Below are 22677 nucleotides of genomic sequence, written 5' to 3'. Positions count from 1 at the left end.
GGAGGGAATGTGGACGCGGAGATCGCGTGGGGCCGCGGAACGGCCGGGGAACCCCTCCTGGACCTCGACGAGATCCAGGGCAACATCCTGGTGCCGTTCGGCGGCCCCGTCCAGCACCACCTCTACCTGCGCTGGTCCGCGGACCCCCGGCCGTGGGTGGGGAGGGCGGCCTCGGCGGTCACCTCGACGCGCGCCCTCCTGCGCGCCCGCGCCCGGGGAGGCGGGTGGACGGCGGTCGGCCTGTCCCTCTCCGCCCCGGGGCTGCGGGCCCTGGGGCGGCGCCCCGACACCCTGTTGGACGTCCCCTTCCAGGACGGCCTGGCAGCCCGGTCGCCGCTGCTGGGCGATCCCGTCGACCCCGACGACCCCGGGCACCCGGGCAACTGGCCGGTCGGCGGGCCCGCGACGACGGCGGACGCGCTCCTGGTGGTGCGCGCCGACGACGACGCCGCGGCGGAGCGGCTGGCCGACCGGCTGACGGCCGGCCCCGGCGCACCGCTCGTCCTGCACCGGGACCGCTGCGCCTCCCTGCCCGGCCCCGGCCCCGGGGACGAGCGGGAGCACTTCGGTTACCGCGACCCCGTGTCGCAGCCCGCCGTCCGGGGCGTGGCCGGGGACACCGGTGAGGCGCTCTGCCCTCCCGCCTCACCGGACCGCCCGCAGGAGGCGGCGCCGGGCCAGCGGAGGCTGTGGCCCGGGGAGTTCGTGTTCGGCCAACCCGGCCAGGACCCGATGGCGTCGGACCCCCCGGGCGCGGTGGCGTCGGGCGGGCCGGACTGGACCGTCAACGGCTCGCTGCTGGCGGTGCGCCGCTACCGGCAGGAGGTGGACGCGTTCCCCGCGTTCGCCGAACGGGCGTGCGCGGAACTGGCCGACCGCGGTTTCCCCGGCTGGACCCCGGACGCGCTCTCGGCGCGGCTGTTCGGCCGCTGGCGCGACGGCACGCCGGTGAGTCTGCGGCCGGACGCGCCCGACCCGGCGGTGGCCTCCTGCCCCCTGAGCCGGAACGCCTTCGGGTTCACCGCCGAGCTCGGCCCGGTGGACGACACCCGGGGGTGGCGCGTGCCGGTCGGCGCGCACATCCGCAAGGCCTACCCCCGGGACCACGAGACCGACCTGGAGACCCGGGCCGCCATCGAGACGCACCGCCTGCTGCGCCGGGGCATCCCCTACGACGACCACGGGGAGCGCGGCATGGTGTTCGCCTGCTACCAGACGTCGCTGGAGCGACAGTTCGAGTTCGTCGTGCGGTCCTGGCTGAACAACCCCTACCAGCAGCACGAGGGCGACAACCACGACCCGATCGTGGGCCGCCCCCACCGCCCCCTGGGCGATGCGGTGCCCCGCGAGTTCGTCCTCCGGCTCCCCTCGGACTCCCCCGGGGGGACCCTGGTGCGGCTGCCCATGCCCGAACCCTTCACCGCCCCGCGCGGCGGCGGCTACTTCTTCACCCCTTCGGTCTCCGCCCTGCGCGGCCTGTCCCGCCCCTCCACCCCCGGGAGATACCGATGACCCTTCCCACCCCGGCCGTTTCCCTGGAATCCGACGACTCGGACCGCACACTGACGCTCTCCTTCCCCACCGACGCGTCCCCGCGGGCCGTGTGGTCCGCCCTGACCGACCTCGACTCCGTCGCCGCCTGGCTGGCCCCTGCGGCGGATGCGGGCGGGGGCCGGTACGTCCTGACCTTCGAGCACGGGGGGCGGCGCCACGACAAGGTCTTCGAGGTCGTCGACTGCGTCCCCGGGCACAGCCTCAGCGGCGTGCTCCACGACCCCGGCCACCCCGACTCCCTGCTGAGCGCCGCCCTCACGGAGGGCGGGTTCTCCTTCGTGCACTCCGACGTGCCCGAGGAGCTGGCCGAGGGGTACCGCGCGGGATGGCCCTACTACCTGGGCCGGCTGGCGGCCGCCCTGGGCTCCGGTCCCGCCGGGCGTGCGGGGTCGCCGTCGTGAGGGGGACGGCGCTGCGCACCGGCACGATCGCGGCGCGGTCGCTGTGGACCGGCGTCCGCGCGCTGCCCCACCTGGCCCGGCTCCGTTCCGCCTCCCCCGGGCGCGCGGAGCACTCCGCCGAGCGGGTGGGCGTGCTGGTCTCCGAACTGTGCGCGGGCCTGGGCCCGGCGTTCGTGAAGCTGGGGCAGCTGGTCTCGACCCGCGAGGACCTGCTCCCCCGCGGGATGTGCCGCACCATGCGCGACCGCCTGGCCCTGGGGTACGGGCTGGGGTCCGGGGGCGGCCCCCGGCGGCGCGCGGGGAGCATCGCCTCGGTGGAGAGGCGCTCGACGCCTTCCGGGGAGGTCGCGGTGAAGACGTGCCACCCCCGGGTCCGCGAGAGGTTGGAGGCGGACCTGGCCGTGGTGGAGGCGGCGGCCCGCACGGTGGCGCGGCTCCCCTTCTGCCGCGGGGTGCCGGTGGTGGCCCTGGCGGAGGACTTCTGCGCCGTGGTGCGGCGGCAGACCGACCTCGCGGCCGAGCGGGCGGCGCTGGAGCGCTTCGCCTCCCTGGAGGACCGGCACCCCGTGGTCTTCCCCCGGCCGGTGGGGGGCTCCCCCGACCGGGACACCCTGGTCATGGAGTGGATCCCCGGCCAGGAGGACGGGGACCGGCACCACCCCGGGCCGCGCGGCGGCAGACTCCTGCTGACCCTGGTGTTCGAGATGCTCTTCACCACGGGGGAGGTCCACTGCGACCTGCACCCCGGCAACTGGTGGTTCCTGGCCGACGGGCGCCTCGCCGTCGTCGACGGCGGCTTCACGTACGCCCTGGACCGGGAGACCCAGGACCACTTCACGGAGTTCTTCCTGGGCATGGCCGCGGGCAACGCGGAGGTCTGCGCGGACCACGCCCTGGCCGTGAGCATGAACCCGGTGCCCCCGGAGGCCGAGAAGGAGTTCCGGCGGGAGCTGGAGAGGCTCATCACCGAGGTCCACGGCATGACGGCCGGAGCGTTCAGCCTGACCGGCTTCATCGCCGACTTCTTCATGATCCAGCGGCGCCACAACGCCTACTCCCGTACCTCGTTCGTGTTCCCCCTGGTGGCCCTGCTGGCGGTGGAGGGCCAGGTCAAGCGGATGTGCCCGGACCTCAACTTCCAGGCGGTGGCGCACCCGGTCATCCTGCGCGGCCTGCTCGCGCGCAACCGCAAGCCCACCTGGTGAGCGACGGAGCGAGCCGATGCCGATATCACCGGCGGGCCCCGTCCTCCACGGCGGCGGCCCGCACGGCGCGGACCTGGTGTTCCGCGAGGACGACGCCGTGGGGCGGGGGCCGCGGAACGCCCCCGCCCGCACGGTGGTCGACGCCGGCCCGGGGCGGGTGCGGGTGCGCGCCGGAAGCCGGTGGTACCCCGGCGACGGGGACCGGCTCCTGGAGGCCCTGGCCCGCGCGGAGCGGTGCCGCATCCCGGTGGAGCTGGTCGGGGGCGGCCTGTCCCTGGGCGGGGTGCTGGCCGCCGCCGCGGCGGAGCGCCCCCGGCTGCGGGTGAGGGTCCGGACGGCCGGGGGCCGGACGCACGGCCCCGTGGACGCGACGTCGTGGCGGCCCGTGTCCGCGCCGCGCCGCGTCCGGGCCCGCGGCGCCGTGCTGATCGCCGGAGGGCTGGGCGGGATCGGTCTGTCCCTGGCCCGTGAGCTGGGGGCGGCCGGGCACCGGCTGGTCCTGGTGGATCGGATCCGGGAGGAGGACCTGCCCCCGGGACGGGCGGCGGCCCTGGCCCTGGTACGGGCGTCCGCGCCCGTGAGGGTGGTGTGCGCGGACCTGGACCGGGTCGACCCCGGACCGCTGCTGCGGTCCCTGTCGGACCCGGCCGTCCACCTCGTCCACGCCGCGGGCGAGCTGGTGCTGGAGCGGTGGTCCCGGCTGTCGGGCGCGGCGCTGGACCGGGCCGCCCGGCGGCGCGGGGAGCACCTACGGCGCTGGGTGCGGGCCGCGGCCGCCGGGCCGCTGTCCTCGGTCCTGCTCATGGGCTCCTCGGAGAGCAGGTCCGCGCACCGCGGTTTCGGGGCGTACGCGCTGTCCCACGCCTGTGCGCGCGCCGCGGTCCGCGACCTGGCGGCGGCGCTCCCCGGGGTGGGGTTCACCGTGGCGGAGTGGACGCTGTGGAGCGGGGTCGGCATGGCGGCGGGCGTGGCCGGGCCGGGCCTGCGCGCCGCGGGCTTCGCCGCCGTCCCCCCGGCCTGGGGCGCGCACACCGCGGCCCGCCTGCTGGGCGGGGCCCCGGGGCGGGGCACGGCCGAGGTCTACGCCCTGGGCGGCCCCCGGCCGCCGGCGACCCCGGGATCGGTCGCGGTCGTGGGCGGTGTCGGGGGAACGGCCGTCCTGGACGGCGCGGACCCCGGGGCGGCACTGGGCCGGATGGTGCGGGGCTGCCTGCCCGGTGCCGGGGGCCGGGGGGCGGGGCCGCCGCCGGCCCCCGCGCGCACGCGCACGGTGCGGGCCCTGGTGGGCCCGGCGGGGGTGCGCCTGTGGTCGTCGTCGCCGGCGGACTGGCGCCCCGACGGCGCGTACGAGGCCCTGGTCCCCTTCTGAACGGGCGGGGCGCAGCGGAGCGAGGAGGACGGTGTGGAGGCCATCGAACGGGCGGTACCCCTGCCCGCGACGCCGGACCGCGTATGGCGGGCGGTGAGCGTTCCGGCCGAGATCGGGCGCTGGCTGGGCGGGTTGGGGCCGTACGGTGAACGGCGCGGCGACGGCCGCGGCACCTGGATCCTGACCACCCCGTCACTGGAGTACGTGCGCCTGGGCGTGCTCGGCATCGGGCCGGACCGCACCGTGGCCCTGGAGTGGTCCGAGTTCGGGGTGGAGGCCCCGAGCCTGATCCGGGTGGCGGTGGAGCCCGGACCGGTCGGCACGCTCCTGAGGATCAGGGAGGAGTTCCCGCACCGGCGGTCCGTACCGCGTGTGGCGCGTGAGGTGTTCTGGGACGACTGCGTCGACCGTCTCCGCTTCCACCTCATGGAAGGGGAGGGAGGCGGCGCCCCCCGGGGCATCCGGACCATCTCCCTGGGCGTGCGCATCCCCGTCGGGACCTGGCTCCCCCTGCACCGGGCCAACCTCTTCCGGTGGCTGCCCGCCAGCGGCCCGGGGTACCCGCCGACGGCGTTCTACGTGGTCGACGACGCCGGCCCCCGGCGCTTCCCCATCCGGCGTGTGGAGGACTACTTCGACGAACGGCTCAGCCTGTTCGTCGATGTGGAGGACGGGGTGACCCGTGCGGTGGTGCGGACGACCCACGACGCCGGTGGCGTGGTGCTTTCGGTGCATCACTCTCAGTGGCCTGTCGTGTCGGGGGGCGAGAGTAGGATGACCCGACTGCGCGATGTCTTCGAGATCACCTGGCGGGCGAGTCTGGACCAGGCCGTGCGTGCGGCCGGTTCCGAGGAGGAACGGCATGGCCGTTGACGTGACCGGCAAGGACAACCCGGCCCAGCGCGACGCGGTGCTGGCCGCCGTCGGCGCGATCCGTGAGGACCCCGCCGCCCCGCACCTGCTGGCCGACCTCGCGGCCTCGGGCTTCTACAGCCAGTTCCACTTCCACCGGATCTTCGCCCGGCACACCGGGACCACCCCGGGGCGGTTCCTCACGGCCCTGCGGATGGAGGAGGCCAAGCGGCTGCTCGCCCACACCTCCGAGACGGTGATGAGCATCAGCGACCGGGTCGGCTACCAGAGCCTGGGCTCGTTCACCACGCAGTTCACCCGTCTGGTGGGGATATCGCCGGGCAGGTTCCGGGAGCTGGTGGACGACCTGGCGGGGTACCGCGTCGCCGAGCCGGACCTGGAGCGGGCCCGGGCCGCCGAGAGCCGGACCCTGGGCTGCGAGCTGCGCCTGCCCGCCGGGGAGGCGTCCGGCCCCCCGCTCGACGACCGGGTCTCCTTCGTGGGGCTCTTCAACGCGGACCTGCCCCAGGGCGGCCTCTCCGGGTTCGGGATCGTCCAGGGGGCCGCCGGCAGGCTGGTGGAGCAGCGGCCCGCGTCCGGGCGATCCGAGATGTTCCTCGTGTCCCTGCCCTCCGACTCCCTCCTGGTGGGCCTGGCCGTGGGGGGCCAGGCGGGCACGCTGGTCGGCCGGGGCAGGACGGCCGGGAGGGACGGCGCGCCGGCCGAGCTCACCCTGCGCAGACCCGACCCGCTGGACCCGCCGGTGGTCTCGGCCGCCCCGGCGGTCCACCTGCGGCCGTTCCTGGCGGGGGCGGCCCGCCGCCGCTGAGGGGCCGGCCCGTCAGAACCCGTCCTGGATCTCGACGGTGGGCATGAGGGACCGCAGCGTCCCCTCGGCGATCATCAGCGCGGACAGGGGGAACACGAACTCCGCGCGCGAATGGACGCCGAAACGGGTCTGCAGCTCGAAGATCCCGTTGCCGAACTCCGCCATCGTGAAGACGTTCCCCTCCCCCGTGTGCTCCCGCACGTGGCGCTCCATCGCCGCCACGAACTCCCCGCGCCGCCGTTCGTCCGGCTCCAGGGCGGTGTCGAAGACGATCTCCCCGCACGTGCGCCCGTCCCCGAGGGCGATCGCCCGGAAGAAGCGGTCCAGGTGGCTCCGGGTGTCCTCCGAGACGCGGACGGCGTACCCGGCGTCCAGGAGCACCACCCGGCCGTTGCCGTGGACGTAGAGGTTGCCCGGGTGCAGGTCGCAGTGGACGAAGCCGTCCTCGAACACCATGCGGCGCACGGCCCGCAGGGCCCGGCGTGCGGCCACCGCCTGGGCGGTGGGCGGCATCGGCTCCCCCAGCCCCGGGATGTAACGGGTGACCAGGGCGTTGCGGCCGCACAGGTCCGGGTACAGGGCGGGGACCTCCACCCCCGGGAGGCGGGCCAGGCCGGCGGCCAGGCGCCGGTGGTTCTCCGCTTCGGCGACGTAGTCGGTCTGCGCCAGCACCACTCCGGACACGTAGTCGACCAGGTCGGCCAGGGGGCGGCCGCCCGCCCGGCCGCGGCGGACCGCCAGGGACGCGGCCGCGCGCAGGAGTCTCAGGTCGGCCGCCATCAGCCGTTCCACCCCGGGGCGGCGGAGTTTGACGGCGAGCGGTTCGGTGCCCCGGGCACCGCGGTAGACGCAGCCGACGGTGCCCGAGCCGAGCAGCTCCCCGGTGACCTCGACCGCGGCCAGGGCGGGGATCTCGGCCTCGGCCGCGGCGAGGGCCACCGCCCTCTCCCGCTCGGTCATGGGCCGGGCCCGGTCGTGCAGGACGCCCAGGGCCCCGGCCCAGACCGGGCCGATCATGTCCGGGCGGGAGCCGACCAGTTGTCCGGCCTTGGCCGCGGTCGGCCCCAGCCGTTGCAGTCCGGTGGCCACCGACGCCGCCACGGCCCGCCGCGCGCCGTCCGGCCCCGATCGCAGCAGGCCGACGGCGGCCGCGGCCGCCGCGGAGACGAGCGTACCCGCGCCGATGAGGCCCAGGGCCCCCAGGCGCCGGGCCGTGTCGGCGCGGGTCGGGGCGGGGGTCACCGGCTCCACGCGTGCGGTCCCGGTCCGTCGGGGCCCGCGGCTCCGCCCTCCCCCCGCGGCGGGCCCGACACGAGGAAGGCCAGCCGGCCGAAGGCGGACGCCCAGAAGGAGGTGAGCAGCGCCCGGTCCACCGGGGCCTCGGCGAGCTGGCCGAACTGCTCCCAGCCGGAGTGGAACACCTGGAGGACGCTGCGTCCCAGGCCCGCCGGCTCGATCCACAGGTGGCCGCCCAAGGGGCCGGGCCACCCCGGGCGGTGCAGCTCGAACTCCAGCCGGGGCTGGAAGGAGGGGAAGCTCTGGTTGGCCTCGATGTGCCGGGTCACGGTCAGCGACGCCACTCCGCTGGCGTCCCCGAGGGTGAACTCCACCCGCCCTCCCTCGCCGAGGTCCCCGGAACTCCGCCCGAGCCAGAACTGCAGGGCCGGGACGGAGGTCAGCGCCGTCCACGCCTCGAAGGTCCCCAGGGGCAGCTCCGTCTGGACGTAGGGGCCCATACGCCGCCACGGCCACCGCTGCCGGCGGCCGGTGCGCAGGTGCTCGGCGAGCTGGTCCAGGATGCCGGGCCAGCCCATGCCGTTCCACGACCGCCAGTCCGAGGGGGGATTGGTCGCGCGTTCGACGGCGCGCACGGGCACGACCGGGCCGGGGCCCTCCGACAGCTCCCAGCGCACCGTGGTGGCGGGTCCGACGCCCACCCAGCGCCACAGGTGCTCCAGGACGGCCCGGCCCCCGTGCGGGGGCTCGGCCGCGACGGTGCGGCACCAGAAGAACTCGCCGTCGTTGAAGTCCAGGGCGCTCTCCCGGCCGGGGACGGCCCAGAACTCGTCGGCGTCGGCGAACCACTGGGAGACGGCGTAGGGGTCGGTGAGGGCGTTCCACACGTCGTCGAGGGAGTGGCCCCGGATGTGGACGTCGCTGACGAGCTCCTCCCAGCGCCGGTGGGCGACGGGGTGGCCCCCGGACGAGCCCAGAGGGGGGAAGTCGACGAGCTCGTGGGCGAAGGCGGGGCCCTCGGGCGGGCCGGGTTCCGGGGCGGGGCGTTCGGATGCCAGGGGTTCGGCGGACACGGGGGTCTCCACTCTGCCGGCGGGACGGGGCGGGCATGCGGCGGCGGGCGGACGGGCCGTGCCGCGTCCGCCCACCGCGGTCGGTCACTGGAAGCGCTCGGCGGGCAGGTAGCCGCCCATGTTGAACTTCAGGCTGGTCAGGTAGGCCGTCGGCTCGTCCCAGGGGGTGCGGACGTCGTAGAGGGGGAGCATCCGGTAGATCTGCCCCTTGCCGGGGGCGCCGGCCGGCGGGATGGACCGGACGTCGTCGATGGTGAGGATGACCGGCTCCCGGTTGAAGAGCCTGGTGCCCAGCTTGGGGATGTCGAACATGCACCCGACGGCCATCCGGCAGGCCTTGGCGGCCGGCCCCTCGCCCGCGTAGGGGTCGAAGGGGGTGCGGATCTGGCCGGCGGAGAGGTACTCCGGGTTGAGGGTGACCGTGATGGTGCCCAGCTCCTCGGAGGCACCGGTCATGTGCATCTCGATGAGGTTGGTGTAGACCTCGGCGCCCGCCCACTCCTCGTCCGTGGCCGGGGAGCGCACGACGCGCACGTAGCCGTCGAACTCGACGTCGAACTCGCCGACGCCCGGGATCGCGAAGGTGTCCCAGGAGTGGAGGCCCAGGTTGTCGATACCGGGCTCGGGGGCCTTCCACTTGACGACGGGGGACCCCTCGTACAGGTTCGGCACCCCCTCGGTCTCGACCGGACGGCCGAGCAGGGTCTTCTTTTCGGACATGGGCTTTCCTCACCTTTCCTCTGGGAGAACGCGGAAGTCCGGGCTTCCGGGCCTGCGGTGGCCGTCAGACACGGCCGGGGCGGTGGTCGGAGCAGGTGCGGCCGGGCTCGTCGGGGATCCCGTCCTGGTCGCTGTCGAGCTCGCCGTCCACGGTGCTGTACACGTCGCGGGAGTTGAGGTCGATGCGCCCGTCGCCGTCCCAGTCGTTGAGCTTGCCCTTGAAGGTGCCGAGGATGAACACGTTGGTCTTCGGCCCGACCTCGGGGTCGTGCAGCGTGGACAGGATGCCGTTGCCGGGGGCGAGCATCTCGGTGATGTCCTTGCCGACCATGTTCTCGACGTCCGTGTAGCCCCAGCCCTGGAAGCGCCCACGCACGTAGCGGATGGCCGCCTCGCCGCGGACCCGGATGTCGGGGTCCAGGAACCAGGTGCCGAAGCGGGCGAAGCCGATGTCGGTCTGCCGCGTGCCCCGGGAGGGGTCGGCGGCCCGGCCGGAGTGGTAGAAGGTCCGGGGCACGTGGGACTCGAAGTAGAAGTTGCCCCGGTCGGCCCGCGTCCGGTCGGTGAACCCGCGGAACAGGTAGTTGTCCATGTGCCGGGTGCCGTCCTCGTACAGCCCGTCGATGGTCTTGGCCATCAGGAGCTGCCGTTCCCGCGTGGCGACGTTGGGGCAGGCGTGGGCCTGGCCGTAGACCCGGGCCAGCCCGCGGGGCCCCAGGGAGAGCTTGCCCCAGTGCCGGTTGGTGTCGTCCAGGCGGATGTAGAGGTCGCAGTGGATGAGGAGGTAGATCGTCTCGTCGAAGGTGCGCCCCTCGGTGAAGACGGCCTCCCGGGAGTCGAAGGCGGGGTCGCCGGTCTGCAGCTCGCTGAGGAAGAGCTTGGACCACTCGGCGATCTCGGGGTCGGGGTCGTCCAGGAAGCGGGACAGGGTGCTCATCGCGTGGGGGCCGCCGAGCTTCTCGATGGCCCACAGGGTGTCCCAGCGGATCTCCCGGTCCTTCTCGGTGCGCACGACCTGTTCCAGCACCTCGAAGACGTCCGCGGGGTCGCGGTCGGCGTACTCGAAGACGGCCTGCTCGCGGGCCACCGGGTCCGGGTGGGAGAGGGCGTCGCGGGCGAGCTCCTCGTCGGTGCGCGTGTCCAGGCGGACGGCCGCCTTGTTGAGCGCGTAGCCGAAGTCGCTCTGCCAGGCGGCCGGGTCTCCGGCGACCAGGCGGGGGTCCATGCTGAGGGTCGTGCGGTAGGAGAAGTTGAGCGCGTCGCGCTGCTCGCTGGCCAACTCGGTCAGAGGAGGCCGGCCGGCCAGTTCCGCCCGGCGTTCGGCGTCCGCGGGGTCCGGCGGCGGCTGTTTGTGCGCCAGGTCGATCGCCATCTGATCTCTCCTTAACCAGGTAATGGGCACCGGGATTATGCGCACCACCTTAGGACGGAAGACCAATCAATTCCTTCTCGTGCATTGCGGGCCTCCCCCATTAACACGTCCTCCTTTCCCGCGCAACCCCGAACATCCTGCCGGATACGACGGGGGTCGCACAAAAGAAACAACACCATGAGTGACAGAGCGAAAGCATAGGAGAGTCACTGGAACCCCTGGTTTCACAAGAACCGACGCGAAGAAGACGGGAAACCCCCGGGAAGCCGCAGGTGAGAATGCATGGGACCGATCTTTTCGCCGCCCCGCAAGGACCATGGCACGACCGCCGCGACGCCGCCGGACATCCCGCCGCACCGGCATTGCCGGAACCTGGTCTCATTATTTGCGGTTCCGCAGACAGCAATACAGGAGACGTCCAAGGTTGAATCCTCATGGAGGATGAGCGGGTACACGAGAACGTACAACGCACCGGCGAACGCCACGACATGACCATGCCGTAGAGTCACTAGGAGCGAACATGCGCGAATCGGTTCGTCAGGCGGTTTCTTTCATACACCGGCGCTACGCCGAACCGATCACGCTGAGCGATATCTCGTCCGAGGTGTTCGTGAGCCCTTTCCACTTCTCCCGGCTCTTCACCCAGGACGTCGGTATCTCCCCGGGAAGATATCTCGGCGCGGTGCGCATGTTCGAGGCCAAACGCCTTCTGGTCGAATCCTCCATGAACATCTGCGACATCGTCCACAGCGTGGGCTACAACAGCGTGGGCACCTTCACCAGCAGGTTCACCCGGCTGGTGGGCATGTCCCCGCGCGAGTACCGCAAACCGCCGGTGGGGCGGCTGCTGGTCGCCATGTCCAAGGACTTCAACCGCATGCCCCGGGCCGCCGAACTGGCCGGCCTCCACTCGTCGGCGCCCGACCGGGCGGGCCGGGGCACCGGCAGCGTGCACGGCACGATCGAATTACCGCGCGCCATCCCCGACGGCCAGGTGCTGGTGGGCGTGTACGCGGGGGACGTCCCCCAGGGCAGGCCGGTCGCCTTCCGCGTGCTGCCCACCGCCGAACGGATGCCCTTCACGATCCACGGCACGCCTCCGGGCGAGTGGAACCTGGTGGCCCTGGCCATGCGGGTCGGCGCCACGAGGGGCGGCGACGCCATGGTCGGCTCCCTCCCGCACCGGCTCACGGTCAGGCAGAACATGAACACGTGGACCCACCTGTCGATGCGCCGGATGAAATCGACCGACGTGCCTCTGGCCATCTCGCTCGCCCCCGCGCCCGTGGCCGAGACCGCCACCCTGGTCTGCGGCTGACCTCGAACCGGGAGCCCCCGTGAACACGCACCTCGCGACGCTGCGCCGCCGGATCCTCACCCCCGGGACCGACCAGACCCTCGTCAGCACCCGCGGTTTCCACCCCGGCGCCCCGCAGGCCCGCACGCTCATCGAGACCGTCGGCCTCTTCTTCCTCGTCGGCTACGGGCACGCCGCCCAGACCGCGGATCCGGAACGCACCGACCGCCTGCTGGCCGAGGTGCCCGTGCGCTTCCGCGGGTTCGCCCACGAGGGCGCGGCCATGGCGTTCACCGTGCTGGACGCCCTGAGCCCGCGCGGAGGGAGGTCCCGGGCGTACATGGCCGGCCCCGGGAACCCCCACCTGTACATGGCGCACGTCGGCGTGGGCTGGGCCCTGGCCCGCCTGCCCCGGCCGCTGTGGCCCCCGGTGCGCACGCTCGACCCGCTGCTGCGCTGGCTGGTCCTGGACGGGTACGGCTTCCACCAGGCCTACTTCCGCACACGGCGGTTCGTCCACCGGCGGGCCCTCGACGGCCGCCCGGCCCGCTGGTCCGGCCGCCCCGGGTACGCGCCCAGGGCGATGGACCAGGGGGTGGGACGGGCGCTGTGGTTCGTCTCCTGCGCGGACCCCGACCGCGCCGCGGACCTGGTGGAGTCGTTCGGGGAGGAGCGCCGGGCCGACCTGTACAGCGGAGTGGGCCTGGCCGCCGTCTACGCGGGGGGCGCGGACCGCGCGGGGCTGGAGCGCCTGTGCCGCCGGGCCGGGGCGCACCGGCCGCGGCTGGCCCAGGGCGCGGCGTTCGCCGCGGAGACGCGGCTGCGCGCGGGCCTGCTGGTGCCGCACGTGGAGGAGGCCGTCGGCGTGCTGTTCGGCGGCTCCGCCCAGGAGGCGGCCCGTGCGGCCAGGGATGCCCGGCCGGACGGGGAGGAGCCCGGCGGCCCGCCCGCGTACGAGGAGTGGCGGACGCGGCTGGCGGAGCGGTGGGCCGGATGAGTCCGCGCCGGGCCGCTCCCCGGACCGCCCCCTCGCTCCTCGACGCCGCGGCCCATGTGCTCTCCACCGAGGGCCCGGCGGCGCTGACGACCCGTCGCCTGGCCCGCGAGGCGGGCTGTTCGACCATGGCCGTCTACACGCACTTCGGGGGGATGACGGGCCTGGTGCGGGCGATGGTCCACGAGGGCTTCGCCCGGTTGCACGCGCACTTCGCCCGGGTGGCCCCCTCCACCGATCCGGTGGCCGACCTGGCCCTGTACGGGCGGGCCTACCGGGCGAGCGCGAAGGCCGCGCCCCACCTCTACGCGGTGATGTTCGGGGCCTCCTCCCTGGCGGGCTTCTCCCTGTCGGAGGAGGACCGCCAGCACGGGCGGTACACCCTGGCGCCGGTGGTCTCCTGCACCGAGCGGTGCATGCGGGAGGGGCGCTTCGCCTCCGACGACCCCTTCGCGGTCGCCCACCGCATGTGGACGGGGGTGCACGGGGTGGTGTCCCTGGAGCTGGGCTCCTACCTGGTCGCACCGTACGACGCCGACGCCTGCTTCGAATCGGTGCTCCCCGCCCTCATGGTGGGCGCCGGGGACCTGCGGGAACGGGCCGAGGCGTCGGTGGCGCTGTCCTGCGACCGGTTCCGCGGCGGGCCGGCGTCCGCGAACCCCCCGTCGACGAACACCAGCGGGGCGGCGCCGCCCCCCGGGACCGCGCTGAGGACCTCGCCGACCACGATGGAGTGATCCCCGGCGCGGTGGACGTCCCGTACCGCGCACTCCAGCCATCCGCGTGCGCCCGCCAGCAGGGGCGCGCCCGTCCGCGCTCCCCGGAACCAGTCGCACGGCGCGAACTGCGCGGCCCCCGAGGGGCGGGAGCGGTCGGCGAAGTGGGCGGCCAGGGCGGCCTGGTCGGCCCCGAGCAGGGACACCCCGAAGGCCCCGAGGTCGCGGACGGTGGTGTGCAGGCGCGCGGTCGAGGCCACGCAGCACAGGACCAGCGGCGGGTCCAGGGAGACGGAGGTGAAGGCGTTGGCGGTCATCCCGTGGGGGTCGGGCCCGCCGGTCGTGAGCACGGTCACCCCGGTGGGGAAGCGCGCCATCACCGTGCGCAGATCCGCCATCAGACCACCGCCCGGGCCGGGGAGAACGGCGCCAGTGCGGTGCGCAGGGCCTCGGGCACCCGGACCGGGACCACGGCGTCGCCGTGGCCGCGCATGCACACGACGCGCTGGCTCCCCCGGGCCACGCGCGTCTCCCGGTCCCCCTCCAGCCGCACGTAGTCGAAGGAGAAGCCGAGCTGGGTCTGGCCCAGGTCCTCCAGCCGCATCCTGATGGACACCACGTCGAACGCGGTGGTCTCGGCCAGGTAGTCGCAGTCCACGCGGAGGGTGAAGAGCTTGAGGTCCCCGCGCAGGTCGTCCAGGACCGAGGGGGCGTGCTCGCGCAGGAACATCTCCCGGCAGCGCCCCTGCCAGCGCAGGTAGTGCGCGTAGTAGACGTTGCCGACCAGGTTGGTCTCCTCCAGGCCGACGGTGTGGCGGATCTCGTAGTGACCGGTCACTGCTGCTCCTTCGGTGAGGTGGCCCCGGGAACGCGGCCGACGGCGACGACCACGGGGGCGTCGCGGCCCGCCAGTCCGGTGGCCAGGGTGGCGACGGAGACCGCCCCCGACGCGAACACGGCCCATCCGCCGGGACGGACGCGCTCCAGGACCACTCCGCTCGTGGCGGTCCCGAGCTTGCGCAGGCATTCCAGGACGGCCCAGACCCGGGTGGCCGACGTGTCGGCGTCCTCGCCCGCCTCCCGGGCGGCCAGGTCCGCGGCGGCGAGGGGCCCCGGCCCCAGGAGGTCCGCCCACGCGGCACGGTCCCGGCGGACCACCTCCTCGATGTCGCAGCCGACCGGTGTGTCCGCGCAGACGGCCAGGGCCGCCCCGGCACCGTGGGAGACGGAGACGTGGGCGCCGTCGACCTCGGGGCGCCCGTCGGGCCGGTGGCGCACGGTGGCGGCGCGGTCGAGGCAGCGCCGCAGTGCGGCGGCCCCGGCCTGGGCCCGGCCGGGGCCGGCGGCGGGTTCGGCGGCGACCCGGACCCCCTCCCCCAGGAACCGGGACACGGACCTTTCGAGGTGGGGGCCGAGCAGCGGGGCCGGCCAGGGGGCGGCGCCGCCCCGGGAGCGCACCGCCCGCAGGCGCAGGCCCTCCCAGCGTTCGACGACGAGGCCGTCGGGCCCGGACAGCTCCACGTCGTAGACGTGCGAGTCCCCGTCGCGGAACCGCTCCGCCGCGGCCAGGAGAAAGGGTCCGGAGCGGTCCGGCGGGGCGGGCAGGAGGCGGTCGACCCGCTCCGGCAGCAGGACCGCGTCCGGCACCCCGGCCTGGAGCGCGTGCATGGCGGTGTCGCGGACGCCGGGGTCGGCGAGGACCAGGCCCTGGGGGAGGTAGGGGGCGAACCACAGGAGCCCGCCGGCGTCCCCGGTCACCTCGGCGACGGTGTGCCGGGCGCTCACCCGGCGGTAGGACGACAGCCGCTGGAACCGCTTGCCCTGGAAGAACAGGCCGCCGTAGAGCTCGGCCGTCGGGTCGAGGGGGACGTGCGGCGCGTCCGTGGCGGGCACGCTCCGCTCCGCCGGGGGGCGCCCGGCCGGGGGGAGGCGCAGGACCGCGCGGAAGTGGTCGGCGGCGAACCCGGTCTCCCCGGTGCGCACGACCACGTCCACGGTGCCGGTGTCGCGGACCAGCGCGGCCACCCGGACCACGCAGGTCCCCGAGGGCGGGACGACGATCGGCCGCAGGAACTCCACGTCCTCGAAGTCGGGCAAGCCCGCGTACCCGGCGATCGCGGTTCCGACCTGGGCCATGGCCTCCATGCCGATGACCGCGGGGACCAGCATGTCCCCGTCGAAGCGGTGGTCCTCCAGGTAGGGGTCGTCCGCGAGGGAGAGCTCCGTGTCGGTGACGAGCTCGGTCCCGGCGCAGTGGACCCGGATCCGCTCCAGGAACCTGCCCAGGGGGAGGGGCCCGGGCGCGGGCAGGGTCGGCGGGTCGCCCATGCGTCCGCACACCACGACGACCGGTCCGGCGGAGGGGTCCCCGAGCAGGTCGTGCAGCACCTCCAGTCCCTCGTCCACAGAGATCGGCGTGACCCCGGCCCCCAGGAGGGACTCGACGACGCCCATGCGCTCCCCCATGCCGGCGCCGGACCACACGGACCATTCGAGCGCCAGGACCCTAGTGTGCGGGTGGCGCCGGCCGTACTCCCGGGCCAGCGCGCTCATCCTGTCGTTGGCCGCGGCGTAGTGGGCCTCCCCGCGCAGGCCCGCGCGCCCGATGACGCTGCCGAAGGTGACCAGCAGGCGCAGCCGACGGGGGTCCACCGCCGCCAGGACGGCGTGCAGGCCGTCGACCTTGGGGGCCGCCGCGGCGGCCAGGTCCGCGGGGGTGAGCGCGCCGAGGGGGGCGGGCTCGTTGCGCCCGGCCCCGTGCAGCACCGCGGTGACGGCGCCGAGGCCGGCGGCGCGCCCGACGGCGGCGCGCACCTGGTCGGGGTCGGCGGCGTCGGCGCGCTCGTAGCGGTACCGGACCCCGGAGTCGGCCAGCCTCTCCAGGTTGGCGGCCAGCTCGGGGTCGGTCCCGGGGTCCGACCTGCCGAGCAGGAGCAGGCCCGGACCGTGGCGCAGCGCCAGGTCCCGGGCGCATTCGGCGGTGATCCCCTTGCCTCCGCCGGTGACCAGGACGACGTCGTCGGGCCCCAGGGGGGCCGCGCCCCCGCTCCCCGGCCTGCCGGGGACGAGCGGGACGAGGGCGGGAACGGTCCGCCCCTCCCCGGTGTACCGGACCTCGGTGTAGGCCGTGGTGGCGGCCGCCTCGGCGGCGACCACGGCCGCCGGCGGCGCGGTGTCGGAACCGTCCGGGGCCGTATCGGACTCGATCACCGTGACCGGTACCCCCGCCTCCACGTGCAGGGTCCGGGCCAGGCCGGAGACGACCGGCTCGGACTGGAGCACGACCAGGCGGACCCCGCGGTCCGCCGCCTCCTGGGCCGCGGCCAGGGAGTCGGCCGGGCGGTCGGGGTCGGCCATGAGGAGGACGCCCTCTCCGGCGCCCGCGGCCGCCAGCGCCGCGCGCACCCGCCCGGCACGGCGGTCGCCGTCGGGCGCGTGGACCGTCCAGTGCGACGGGGACGCGCCTGCGGTGACGGGGGCGGGGGCCGCGGCGGGGCGGTGGCGGAGTCCGAACGCCCGCACCCAGGGCCCCGCCCCGGCCACCTCCTCCGTGGGCCGCCCGTCCGCCGCCCGCGCCGGGTCGTCGATGAGGGCGGCCAGCTCCGCGAGGCTGGAGGTGGCGTGGCCGCTGGTCGCCTCCAGCGGGGGGAGCCCCCGGGCCCGCGCGACCTCGTTGGCGATCTGTCCGACGGTGATGGAGCTCAGGTGCAGTTCGTCCAGCGGCCGGGTGTGCTCCGTGACGGTCTCCGGCGGCAGTTCCACCCGCTCCGCGACGCGGCGGCGGAGCAGTGCGAGGGTGTCGGCGCCCTCCTCGTCCGCGGCCGAGGGGGAGGCTCCGGGGCCCGGGGCCGGCTCCAGGCGGGCGGAGGCGTCCCCGGGAAGGCCCGCGGGCGCCGTCTCGCAGGGGTTGGCGAGGAAGCCGCCGGCCGCGGGGAGGGGCCGGACCAGCCGCCCCTCGAAGAGCTTGCGGCCGTCCACCGGGGCGCCGAGGGCGAAGGCCGCGCCCAGGGCCTTCAGGAGGGGCACCAGGGTCGGGGCATCGGTGTCCACGGACAGGGCGGGGACCCCGGGGGCGATCCGGGCGGCGGCCCGGGACAGCACCCGTCCCGGCCCGGCCTCCAGGAACAGGTCGGTGTCCGGGGCCACGCGGGAGACGGCTTCGAGGAACAGGACCGGGCGGACCACCTGGTCGCACAGCAGGTCGGGCAGGGGCGCCCCGGGGCCCAGGTCCGCGCCGTCCACGGTGGAGACCACGCGCCGGGCGGGCGGTGCGAAGGGGATGCCGCCGAGCACCCGTCGCAGCTCCGGGACGGCGGGGGCGACCAGGGGCGAGTGGAAGGCGTGGGAGACCTGGAGGAGGGCGGTGTCCAGCCCCTGGGCGCGGGCCCGGCCCCGGACCCGCGCCACCGCGTCGGACGGACCCGAGACGATCGTCTGGCCGGGCCCGTTGTGCGCGGCGACCACGACGTCCGGGTCGGGGTCGGCCGCCGCCAGGCGGGCCGCGTGCGCGGCGTCCGCGGCGATGTGGAGCATGGCTCCCCCGGCGCGCGCGGTCCGTGCCATGACCCCGCCCCGGGCCCGGGCCAGCTCCAGCAGGGCCTCCTCCCCCAGGGCTCCGGCCCAGTGCAGGGCGGTGAGCTCGCCGAGGCTGTGGCCGACCGCCGCGCGGGCGGTCACTCCGAGGCCGTCCAGCAGCTTCAGGGCGGCCAGCGAGCCCGCGACGATCCGGGGCTGGGCGTTCTCCGTCGCCACCGGATCGCCGTGCTCGGGGACGGCCGCGGCGTCCAGGGTCCGTTCGAGGTGCGGGAAGCGGCGGCGCAGGGCGCCGCGCGCCCCCTCCCCCGTCCCCTGGCCCGGCATGAGGAAGGTGATCGCGGGGGTGCCGGGGCGGCCGGACAGGAAGATCCCCTTCTCCGGGGCGAGGACCTCCTCCTCCCCCGCATCGATGCGGGCGACCAGTTCCGCGACGGCGTGCGCCGCCGCCTGCGGGTCGGCCGCGACGACGGCGCAGCGCACCGCGCCGCCGCCCAGGCCGGCGGCCGCGGCGGCCGCCAGGTCGGTCAGCTCGGCGTGGGAGAGGCCCGGGAGGAGTTCGCCCCAGGAGGCCAGCAGGGAACGCAGGGCGGCCGGGTCCTCGGCGTCCGCGAGCAGGAGCTCGGCGTCCTGGCGCCCCGCCACCAGGAGCCGGGTCCGTTCGTCGGGCCCGGCGGGAGCGGGGGTGCCGCAGGCCTGGAGGGCGATGTGGGTGTTGATCCCGCCGAAGCCCATGGCGGAGACGCCGGCGCGGGCGGGCCCCTCCTGAGGCCAGGGCTCGGCCCGCTCGGGGACCCGCAGGACCGCGTCAGGCCCGGTGAGAAGGGGGTGGGGCGTGTGCTGTGCGGTGCCCGGGGGGACGACCCGGTGGTGGACGGCCAGGGCCGCCTTGATGAGGCCGGCGACCCCGGCGGCCGCCTTGGTGTGGCCGATGTTGGCCTTGATGCTGCCCAGGGCGGAGGGGGCGCCCGGGCCCCGGGCCGCGGACAGGGCCGCGATCTCCGTCGCGTCGCCCAGGGCCGTGCCGGTGCCGTGCCCCTCGAAGTAGCCGACCGTCGCCGGGGAGTACCCGGCCCGGGCGTAGGCGCGCTCCAGAGCGGTGCGGTGCCCGTCCTGTTCCGGCCGGGTGATGCCCCCCGCGCCGTCGGAGGAGACCGCCCAGCCGGTGACGAGGGCGTACACCCGGGCTCCGGAGGCCAGCGCGTCCTCCTCCCTCATGAGGACGACGACCCCGGCCCCCTCCCCCGGCCAGAAGCCGTTGGAGTCGCGGTCGTAGACGCGCATGTCCCCGGTGGCCAGCGCCCCGGTCCGGGCGAAGCCCACGAGCTCGAACGGGTCGAGGGAGAGGTCGACCCCGCCGACGAGGGCGACGTCCAGGTCCCCGGCGACCAGGGCCCGGGCCGCCGTGACGACCGCGAGGAGGGAGGAGGCGCAGGCGCCGTCGACGGTGTGCCCGCCGCCTCCGAGGTCGAAGTGGTTGCACACCCGGCCCGCGATCGTGTTGGACAGCCCTCCCGCCAGGGTGTCCTCGTCGGGTGCGGGCAGGGGTTCCTTGTAGGCCCGCTCCGCCTCGGCCAGCAGGCTCGCGACCTCGTCGCCGTCCCGGCCCCGCCGACGCAGGACGTCGGCCAGTGTCCGGCGGACGTAGGGCCAGCGCAGGCGCAGGGAGTTGGCCCGGGAGAACTCGCCGGTGAGGGTGTTGCCCAGCACCACCCCGGTGGTGGCCCGGGGCAGTCCGCGCCCCTCGGGGAAGCCGGCGTCCGCCAGGGCGCGGGCGGCGGTGTCCAGGGCGAGCCAGTGGGTCATGTCGGTGGACCGGAAGGTGCTGCCGGCCACCCGGTACGCGGAACGGTCGAACTCGAAACCGCGCAGGACGGCGGCCCGGTCGGAATGGAACCTGTCGACATCGGTCGGATCCGCGGACCAGTAATCGGCCAGGGACAACCGCTCGGCGGGAATGCGGCGAAAGGCCCGGCGTCCGGCCAGGACGTTCTCCCAGAGCTGCTCGGTGCTGTCGGCGTCGGGATAACGGCACGCCATGCCGGTGATGGCGATCCTGTCCATGCTGCCTCCGGGACGTCGGGACGACTGTCCACCAGGGTGCACGGAAAGGGAGCCGACATTCTTCTCGGTTTTTGCTGAGGGAAATTCGATAACGTTGATATTTATTTTTCGGTGCGGGAATTCCCCCGGCGGGCCGACCGGAGAGGGACGCGGGCGGCACGCAACGCAATCACCTGACAACAGCTTGGAGTCGAGCGGACGCAGGGCGGCCGACTGTGGACAGCGGCAACATCACGAGTTCACTCAAATACCATCCGCAACATCTCGAACCTGTTACCAGTGGTCTCACGCACGCGTATGGTGTTTACTCACGGGTAACGTACCGGCCAGTAGGTATCCCTGTCGGGCCCGGCAACGGCCTCGTTCCCCCCTTGGGCCACTCACACCCGCTCCGTGAAGGCACAACGAAGTCCAGGACAGCACCATGCGACCATTGAGAACGATCGCCACGGCACTGGCCGTCGCGGTACTCGCCACCTCCTGCGCGGAGGGGGCGTCCTCGGACCAGGCGGCCGAGGAACTCGCAGCCCAGACCCGAGGGGTCACCGACGACGCGATCGTCATCGGCACGCACCAACCGCTCACCGGACCGGCCTCCCCCGGTTTCCGGCACGTGTCCACCGGCGCCCGCGCCGTGTTCAACTACATCAACGACAACGGCGGCATCCACGGGCGCCGGATCGAGTACCAGGTACAGGACGACTCCTTCGACCCGTCCAAGACCGTCGAGGCCGCCCGCACCCTGATCGAGGACCAGGAGATCTTCGCGATGCTCGGCGGGCTGGGCACGCCCACCCACGAGGCCGTCATCGCCGAGATCAACGAGGCCGGCGTGCCCGACCTCTTCGTCTCCTCCGGCGCCCTGGCGTGGGACCAGCCGGACGTCTACCCCTACAGCTACGGCTTCCAGGTGGACTACTCCCGGGAGGCCAAGATCCAGGGGAGGTACATCGCCGAGAACTTCCCCGGCGACGACGTCGGCCTCCTCTACCAGAACGACGACGTCGGCCCCTCCTCCCAGGCGGGGCTGGAGCAGTACCTCACCGACGAGATCGTCGCCTGGGAGTCCTACGACCCCGGGGCCCCCGAACTCGCCGGCCAGATCGCCTCCCTGAAGGAGAGCGATGCGGAGGTCGTCGTGTGCCACTGCATCCCGGCCTTCCTGGGCCTGGCGATCCTGGAGGCCACCGCCATCGGCTACGACCCGCAGTGGATCGCTCCCAGTTTCGGCGGCGACGTGGAGATCGTGACCTCCCTCATCGAGGAGTACGCCCAGGGCACCCCCGCCGAGGACGTCCCGCCGGAGTCGTTCCTGGACGGGCTGATCATCACCGCGTTCCTGCCGATGGCGGCCCAGCGCGACGACCCGTGGACCGAGTTCTTCCTGGAGATCCACGAGGAGTACAACGCCGACACCCCGTTCACCGACACCACGGTCTACGGCATGGTGCAGGCGGTCCTGCTCGCCCAGGTGCTCATGGAGACCGGGCCCGACCTGACCCGCTCGTCCCTGCTCGAGACCCTCAACTCGCACGAGTGGACCGGGCCGGGGCTGGTGCCCTTCGCCGCCTCCGAGACCGACCACAGCGGCTACGGCGGCGTCATGGTGGTCCGGCACAACGCCGGCGAGAGCCCGGAGATCCTCCAGGAGCCGATGGTCACCGACAGCGACGGCGGGGAGATCCTCCCGTTCGACATGGAACGCCCCACTCCCGACGAGGTGGCGATCTTCGGCGGCGAGGGCTCCTGACCCGCCGCGCCCCGGGCGCGGGGCAAGGGCCCGAGGCCCTCGCCCCGTGCCCGCCGGGCCGTCAGGCCTCCCCGGCCCGCGGCCCGCGGTGGGCGCGCACCCACCACAGCAGCCCCAGCAGGGCCGCCAGCGCGATCCCCCCGACCGCCGCGGGCAGCCCCAGGTCCGCTCCCCCGGCCCCGAGCAGCACCATCGCGGCGGTCGCCGGTACGCCGCCCACCAGCGTCCCCAGGGCGAACGGCCCGACCCGCATCCGGGTGAGGCCGCATCCGTAGTTGACCACCTGGTACGGGACCACCGGCAGCAGCCGCAGCTGGAGCACGGCCTTGAGCGCGTGCTCCCCGGCCACGGCGTCCAGCCGCGCACGCGCGCCCGCGGGCAGCAGCCCGGCCACGGCGTCCCCGGCGACGTACCGGGCGACCGCGAACTGCGCCAGCGCCGCGGCCACCCCGCCGGCCAGGGCCAGCGGCAGCCCCGCCGCGACCCCGAAGAGCAGCCCCGCGGCGAGGTTCAGCGCGGGCCGGGGCACCAGCGCGAACACCGCCACCGCGTACAGCACCACGTAGGCGACGGGAGCGGCCGGTCCGGACGCCTCGATCCAGGCGCGCACCTGCTCCGGATCGGGCCCGTAGACCAGGGCGGCGACCAGCGCCGCCGCCCACACCACCACGAGTACCGCCCGCACCCGCACCCCTCGTCCGTCCACCCGGGC

General features: G+C 74.9%; 17 protein-coding genes and 1 pseudogene. 10 read left to right on the top strand and 8 right to left on the bottom strand.

From position 1 onward, the window contains the following. Positions 1-9 precede the first annotated feature (9 nt). Genes K1J57_RS21020 through K1J57_RS20995 form a run of 6 tightly spaced genes read left to right on the top strand, consistent with a single transcriptional unit; the run spans position 10 to position 6210 of the window. Complete coding sequence (locus K1J57_RS21020) at positions 10-1512, top strand: Dyp-type peroxidase (RefSeq protein ID WP_220560300.1); 1503 nt, start codon at positions 10-12, stop codon at positions 1510-1512. Further along, positions 1509-1955: an SRPBCC domain-containing protein gene (locus K1J57_RS21015; protein WP_220560299.1), complete on the top strand. Its 447-nt coding sequence runs from the start codon at positions 1509-1511 to the stop codon at positions 1953-1955. Before K1J57_RS21020 ends, K1J57_RS21015 begins: the two co-directional genes overlap by 4 nt. Beyond that, the gene (locus K1J57_RS21010; protein ID WP_220560298.1) at positions 1952-3160 is read left to right on the top strand and encodes an AarF/UbiB family protein; all 1209 of its coding nucleotides are present in this window, start codon (positions 1952-1954) and stop codon (positions 3158-3160) included. Before K1J57_RS21015 ends, K1J57_RS21010 begins: the two co-directional genes overlap by 4 nt. Positions 3161-3176: 16 nt before the next feature. Beyond that, on the top strand, positions 3177-4529 hold the full coding sequence (locus tag K1J57_RS21005; protein WP_220560297.1) for a KR domain-containing protein: 1353 nt from the start codon (positions 3177-3179) through the stop codon (positions 4527-4529). A gap of 33 nt (positions 4530-4562) precedes the next feature. Then, entirely contained in the window at positions 4563-5402 is an 840-nt protein-coding gene (locus tag K1J57_RS21000; protein WP_220560295.1) for an SRPBCC domain-containing protein, read from the top strand. Further along, positions 5392-6210, top strand: a complete 819-nt coding sequence (locus K1J57_RS20995) for a helix-turn-helix transcriptional regulator (protein WP_220560294.1) — start codon at positions 5392-5394, stop codon at positions 6208-6210. The genes K1J57_RS21000 and K1J57_RS20995 overlap by 11 nt, the downstream gene beginning before the upstream one ends. 12 nt (positions 6211-6222) lie before the next feature. Here the strand turns inward: K1J57_RS20995 and K1J57_RS20990 are convergent, their stop codons facing one another. The 4 genes from K1J57_RS20990 to K1J57_RS20975 all read right to left on the bottom strand — a co-directional run bounded on the left by K1J57_RS20990 (position 6223) and on the right by K1J57_RS20975 (position 10611). Next, on the bottom strand, positions 6223-7452 hold the full coding sequence (locus K1J57_RS20990; RefSeq protein ID WP_220560293.1) for an AarF/UbiB family protein: 1230 nt from the start codon (positions 7450-7452) through the stop codon (positions 6223-6225). After that, positions 7449-8519, bottom strand: a complete 1071-nt coding sequence (locus tag K1J57_RS20985; protein ID WP_220560292.1) for an SRPBCC domain-containing protein — start codon at positions 8517-8519, stop codon at positions 7449-7451. Before K1J57_RS20985 ends, K1J57_RS20990 begins: the two co-directional genes overlap by 4 nt. A gap of 84 nt (positions 8520-8603) precedes the next feature. Then, the gene (locus K1J57_RS20980; RefSeq protein ID WP_220560291.1) at positions 8604-9239 is read right to left on the bottom strand and encodes a DUF6073 family protein; all 636 of its coding nucleotides are present in this window, start codon (positions 9237-9239) and stop codon (positions 8604-8606) included. A 64-nt stretch (positions 9240-9303) separates the two neighbouring features. Next, a complete protein-coding gene (locus K1J57_RS20975; protein WP_220560290.1) occupies positions 9304-10611 on the bottom strand; it encodes a HEAT repeat domain-containing protein in 1308 nt (435 codons plus the stop codon). Positions 10612-11221: 610 nt separating this feature from the next. Between K1J57_RS20975 and K1J57_RS20970 the strand changes: the two genes are divergently transcribed. The 3 genes from K1J57_RS20970 to K1J57_RS20960 are packed head-to-tail and all read left to right on the top strand — an operon-like array spanning position 11222 to position 13639. Beyond that, a complete protein-coding gene (locus tag K1J57_RS20970; RefSeq protein WP_220560289.1) occupies positions 11222-11929 on the top strand; it encodes a helix-turn-helix transcriptional regulator in 708 nt (235 codons plus the stop codon). Positions 11930-11948: 19 nt separating this feature from the next. Beyond that, complete coding sequence (locus tag K1J57_RS20965; RefSeq protein ID WP_220560288.1) at positions 11949-12905, top strand: DUF1702 family protein; 957 nt, start codon at positions 11949-11951, stop codon at positions 12903-12905. Further along, a complete protein-coding gene (locus K1J57_RS20960; RefSeq protein WP_220560287.1) occupies positions 12902-13639 on the top strand; it encodes a TetR/AcrR family transcriptional regulator in 738 nt (245 codons plus the stop codon). Before K1J57_RS20965 ends, K1J57_RS20960 begins: the two co-directional genes overlap by 4 nt. Here K1J57_RS20960 and K1J57_RS33575 read toward each other — a convergent pair. The 3 genes and pseudogenes from K1J57_RS33575 to K1J57_RS20950 all read right to left on the bottom strand — a co-directional run. Then, positions 13612-13935: pseudogene (locus K1J57_RS33575) on the bottom strand (flavin reductase family protein); the annotation flags it as partial. The gene K1J57_RS20960 and the pseudogene K1J57_RS33575 sit on opposite strands and share 28 nt — an antisense overlap. Before the next feature lie 80 nt (positions 13936-14015). Continuing rightward, entirely contained in the window at positions 14016-14456 is a 441-nt protein-coding gene (locus K1J57_RS20955) for a thioesterase family protein (RefSeq protein WP_220560286.1), read from the bottom strand. Continuing rightward, positions 14453-20215 (bottom strand): type I polyketide synthase, encoded by a 5763-nt coding sequence (locus tag K1J57_RS20950; protein ID WP_220560285.1) that lies wholly within the window; start codon positions 20213-20215, stop codon positions 14453-14455. The genes K1J57_RS20955 and K1J57_RS20950 overlap by 4 nt, the downstream gene beginning before the upstream one ends. A 424-nt stretch (positions 20216-20639) precedes the next feature. Between K1J57_RS20950 and K1J57_RS20945 the strand changes: the two genes are divergently transcribed. Next, positions 20640-21965: an ABC transporter substrate-binding protein gene (locus tag K1J57_RS20945; protein ID WP_220560283.1), complete on the top strand. Its 1326-nt coding sequence runs from the start codon at positions 20640-20642 to the stop codon at positions 21963-21965. Positions 21966-22026: 61 nt separating this feature from the next. Here the strand turns inward: K1J57_RS20945 and K1J57_RS20940 are convergent, their stop codons facing one another. Continuing rightward, on the bottom strand, positions 22027-22671 hold the full coding sequence (locus tag K1J57_RS20940; protein WP_220560281.1) for a TVP38/TMEM64 family protein: 645 nt from the start codon (positions 22669-22671) through the stop codon (positions 22027-22029). Positions 22672-22677 lie beyond the last annotated feature (6 nt).

This window comes from Nocardiopsis sp. MT53 (assembly GCF_019598965.1).
GTDB classification, from domain to species: Bacteria; Actinomycetota; Actinomycetes; order Streptosporangiales; family Streptosporangiaceae; genus Nocardiopsis; species Nocardiopsis changdeensis.
The sequence above is the reverse complement of the archived record's forward strand: the minus strand, read 5'-3'. Positions and strand labels throughout refer to the sequence as shown.